The sequence below is a fragment of the Prevotella sp. C561 genome, from assembly GCF_000224595.1.
GTDB lineage: Bacteria > Bacteroidota > Bacteroidia > Bacteroidales > Bacteroidaceae > Prevotella > Prevotella jejuni.
Window position 1 is genome coordinate 123,589 of the sequence record NZ_JH114143.1, and the last position, 3,994, is coordinate 127,582.

The 3,994-nt window shown below is 43.0% G+C and carries 4 protein-coding genes and 1 pseudogene; 1 reads left to right on the forward strand and 4 read right to left on the reverse strand.

Going from position 1 to position 3,994, the window contains the following annotated elements:
* From HMPREF0666_RS06080 to HMPREF0666_RS06095, 4 genes and pseudogenes are all read right to left on the reverse strand, one after another.
* Window positions 1-1,736: pseudogene (locus HMPREF0666_RS06080) on the reverse strand (RHS repeat protein); the annotation flags it as partial.
* An 81-nt stretch (window positions 1,737-1,817) separates the two neighbouring features.
* Window positions 1,818-2,363 carry a competence protein ComJ gene (comJ, locus tag HMPREF0666_RS06085; RefSeq protein ID WP_009011489.1) on the reverse strand — a complete coding sequence of 182 codons (546 nt, stop codon included), beginning with the start codon at window positions 2,361-2,363 and terminating at the stop codon, window positions 1,818-1,820.
* A gap of 2 nt (window positions 2,364-2,365) precedes the next feature.
* Window positions 2,366-3,004, reverse strand: coding sequence for a NucA/NucB deoxyribonuclease domain-containing protein (locus HMPREF0666_RS16105; protein ID WP_198010538.1), 639 nt, complete (start codon window positions 3,002-3,004; stop codon window positions 2,366-2,368).
* The gene (locus HMPREF0666_RS06095; protein WP_009011491.1) at window positions 3,001-3,588 is read right to left on the reverse strand and encodes a hypothetical protein; all 588 of its coding nucleotides are present in this window, start codon (window positions 3,586-3,588) and stop codon (window positions 3,001-3,003) included. The genes HMPREF0666_RS16105 and HMPREF0666_RS06095 overlap by 4 nt, the downstream gene beginning before the upstream one ends.
* 191 nt (window positions 3,589-3,779) lie before the next feature.
* Here HMPREF0666_RS06095 and HMPREF0666_RS17985 point away from each other — a divergent pair.
* On the forward strand, window positions 3,780-3,994 hold a 215-nt coding region (locus HMPREF0666_RS17985), incomplete at its 3' end, for a helix-turn-helix domain-containing protein (RefSeq protein ID WP_009011492.1).

The following is a 3,994-nucleotide window of genomic DNA, read 5'->3' on the forward strand; positions in this document are numbered from 1 at the left end:
CCTGTAAGTTCACGCTCCGTCTCCAGTCCTACCCTGTCACGCTGCCATCTGGCTGACCATCCTCCGCTGTTCATCTCACTGAGATTGCCATCCTTATCGTGGGAATAGTCAATACTTGCACCAAGACTGCTCTCGGTGTGCACGTGGCGTCCTGTACGGTCATACTTGCGCATGATGCAGTGCCCGCCCTGTGTCTCTTTCACTATCCGCCCTCCAAGGTCGTGCTTGAAGGCTACTTTTATTTCCTTGTTCTCAGCACGCAGTAGCCGCCCATCCTCGTCATAGGCAAAGCGGCTTGTTCGACCATCATGCTGTGTTTCCTGCAGAATATTGCCCACACCATCATACTCATATTCTGTCTGTCTTCCCTCGGGACGTACAACCCGTATCACCCTGCCAGCACCATCACGAAGGTACTTTCGCTGCAGGCCGTCAAAGCCAGTCTCCTCCACGACACGACCGAGTCCGTCAAGACGGAAGGAATAACATTCTCCGCCCTCGTTGATAATCTCACGCAGCTGCAGCTCACCGTCATAACGGAATCGCACATGATGGTCGAGCTGACGCCTACCGATGAGCGTTCCCAGTGGCCCATACTCGAACTCCACCTTGCGCAGCCGATCAGAAGCTACGATAAGGTTGCCCGATGTATCATAGGAGAACTCGTGCACATTGCCATCTGGTTCATGCAGGCGTATCAGATTGTCAGCATCATCATAGTTGTAGGATGTAACATTACCTTTGACATCCGTAGCCTTGACAAGTCTTCCACGCTCATCATATTCCCATGTACGGTGAATGCCATTTGGGAAGACAAGCTGCAGGAGTTCCTGCCGACTATTGAATTTCAACGTGTAGATGCGCCCCTCCATGTCAGTGATGGTCTTCAGTGCACCTCCCTCATAGGTATAACTAAAACTGTTACCGTCTGGCAGTGTACGTTTAATCACACGATCATACTCATCATATTCCCATGACGTTCTACGCCCAGTACTGGTAATAACGGACGTAAGGTTTCGACGTCCGTCGTAGGCAAGTCTTGTCTTCGCTCCGTTCTCATCCGTTATCTCCACAGGAAGGCCGAAGTTGTTGAATACAGTACGGCGGCTGTAGCCTTCGGGATTCACTATGACATCCAACTCCTTGAACTCATTGTAATGCTGGCGAGTAATACCGCCGTTGGCGTCTACTATCTTGTAAATCAGCTTATTGTCGTGATAGTAGTATTCCGTTGTGTGCCCCAGTCCATTAGTAGTCCGTGTAAAGCCATCACCATACTCAATATGGTATTCCATTACGCCGTCGTCACCCCAAGTATGAATACAACGTGAGGCTTCCCCTTCACCGTCGTATTCCCAGTGAAAGCTCATACCTGACTGGTTGGTGAGCTTCACCAGCTGGTGACCGACATAATAAAAGAATTTCCTCGTACCAAAAGAATCCTCCGTGGAGATCATATTACCTGATGAATCATAGTGGTAGCCCACAAGAGGAATGTCCTTGCTATTCGCTCGTCTGAAAATTTTCTCTACACGTCCTTGACAATCAGTATTTACATAGAGAGTCTCACCACGTGAATCAACGATATCCTTCAGCGCCCCCTTTGTTGTATAACGGAAAAGAGCCTTACCATCGATATGCCATTCTATTGACCATCCACGATTAACAAGAGCAGCATCTCTCTCTACTTCATAAGCAATATTTTTGCCTGAAGAGAAGTATTTGCCAGATTTCACTTCAACTCCTTGTTTTGCAGAGCGATCTGCAATGTCTAATCATCTTACTTTATAAAAAGGAAGTCAAGAACAACAAAAGTTTTACAATGAAAAGTGAGTGTCCCAGCCGTATGGGTCATCTTTCAAAACTTTAAATACAGGGCGTGCTTCTTTTTTAAAGATAAATCTATAATAGACCTCATCTTCTTCTATTTCATCCGTTGGCTTGCCCATACAAATCTCAAACAACATACAATAACTACCTTCTTCAAAGCGATATGATTGTAATGTGTTCAAAGGGAAATAAATTCCTTTACTCTGTTCCTCTTCTATGGTTATTGCTGGATCTTTATATAATTTTACAGACTCAGATACAGTATTGATACTGAAGTCTGTTTCATTAGTTATCTCAAAAGGAATAATAGCTGACCTAATAGATGTTTCACTGGGTAATAACTCTTCTTTCTTATCAATAAGAAACCAGCAGCCAAAAGAGTCATCAACTAAAGGGTCTAGAACTACATAATTCTTATTCCAAATTATTCCTTTTTCAAGACTTTCTTCATTCCACTTTTGTATATCTTCATCAAAAGGGATAGATCGAATTATAATTTGATTATGAGAAACCAAGATGTTTTCTTTAATCATAGTTATCTATATTTATTTTTAATTATTATTTTTACTTTTGTACCATTAGGATAATCTTTCAGAGCATTTCCAATGGCACTGCCAGCACCTCGGTTATCAGATGCACCAATATGTCTAATGTCAGCGTTTTTTCCTCCTTCCTTAAACATAGCCATAGGCCATTCATCTCTGTCAAGTTTCGGCTTAGTTTTAACTCCTCGCAATGATTTAGCTCTATTCTGTTTAGCTTTATCTCTTGCAATTGTTACGATGTCAGGTTTGCCCGATGCTATAGCATCTTCAATATGTTGACTTGTTTCTGGATAATTTGACTTGCTAATTGTAACTTCTACTTTGTGTGTATCAGCATCTACCTCTTTCACTGTGGCCTTGTTATTACACCCATTATGCACCAGCACTCCCTCTTCTGTGACATAATAGTTCTCATTGTCTTCTATCTCCAGATTATAGACCTCGACAAAGGTAGGAAAAATTATCTTATTGTCAATGACAACGATAGAATTATCTTTCAGTTGAAGAGTGTCATTAACATTAAGTTCTTCAATTGGAGTCCATTCGCCATTACTGAAGAAGCGGTGTTCGGGTGTTACTTCAATTGTCGTACCATTAGAAAGTTCCAAGGCACACATACGACGTGTCATACGACGCATGACTTTTTTACCTTCTTATATTCCTTCTCACCCGTTTCCTCATTGTATGTGAGCACAGGTACGCCAACTTCCAGTTTCTCTATGTCGGCAAGTCCCCACTGCGTATGAACCTTTGTACCTGCAGGGAAACAGACTGTTGTAGCACCTTTTCCAGCAATGAAATCAAGGATAAGTGCTATACCACTTGATAGTATCTTTTCCCAAATGGCCTTGTCCTCATCAGTCCAAATATCAACTTGTTCCATAATCGCACCAGAAAGGCCGAGTCCTTTCATGAGACGGCAGAATAATCCAGCTTTTTTCCATCCCTTAAAGTACTGAGCAAAATTGGATTTTGCAGCTGAAGCAAACTGAGAGCCAAATTCCTTGCCAAAATTACCCACAGCTTCTGTTAGGGTAGAAGCTTCTGCAGCAGCAGCTCCTGACTGGAGTACCATTTCCGAGCATCCTCGACCAACAAGATATCCAAAGGCAAAATTGGATACATGCCCCAGATTTGTTAATGTTTGTTTTCCCCATGCCTCCCAGAATGTTGCTTTAGCTGTAATACAGCCGCCTTCTGCCGGACAACTCATCTGGGAAGAAAGAGCGCAAGTTCAACATAGAACTGCAATCCCAAGTGCTGGTGTAGCTTAATAATCTATACCTGAAAACACCGAGGGGTTTGGGGGCGAGAAGCCCCCATGAGAAGAAAATCAACAAGCAATGCATAAAAATAAGAAAGGGAGACCTCTGTCTCCCAAAGATTAATTAATTTTGCATTGCAATGTACAAACAATTAACCTCGGAGCAAAGGTACACAATTTCTGTGCTACTCCAAAATAGAACGAAACAAAAAGATATTGCCAAGGCGATAAATGTAAGTGCAAGTACAGTGTCTCGTGAAATAAGACGTAATAGCGGAGTCCGAAGACACTATAATTGGGAAACTGCCCAAGCAAATGCAGTACAAACAAGGCGCAAGAAAGCCAGGCAATCGTT

Excerpts from the sequence above, each read along its gene's own strand:
- HMPREF0666_RS16105 (WP_198010538.1), bottom strand. The coding sequence starts at position 3,004 with ATGACACGTCGTATGTGTGCCTTGGAACTTTCTAATGGTACGACAATT.
- comJ (WP_009011489.1), bottom strand. The coding sequence starts at position 2,363 with ATGATTAAAGAAAACATCTTGGTTTCTCATAATCAAATTATAATTCGA.
- HMPREF0666_RS06095 (WP_009011491.1), bottom strand. The coding sequence starts at position 3,588 with ATGAGTTGTCCGGCAGAAGGCGGCTGTATTACAGCTAAAGCAACATTC.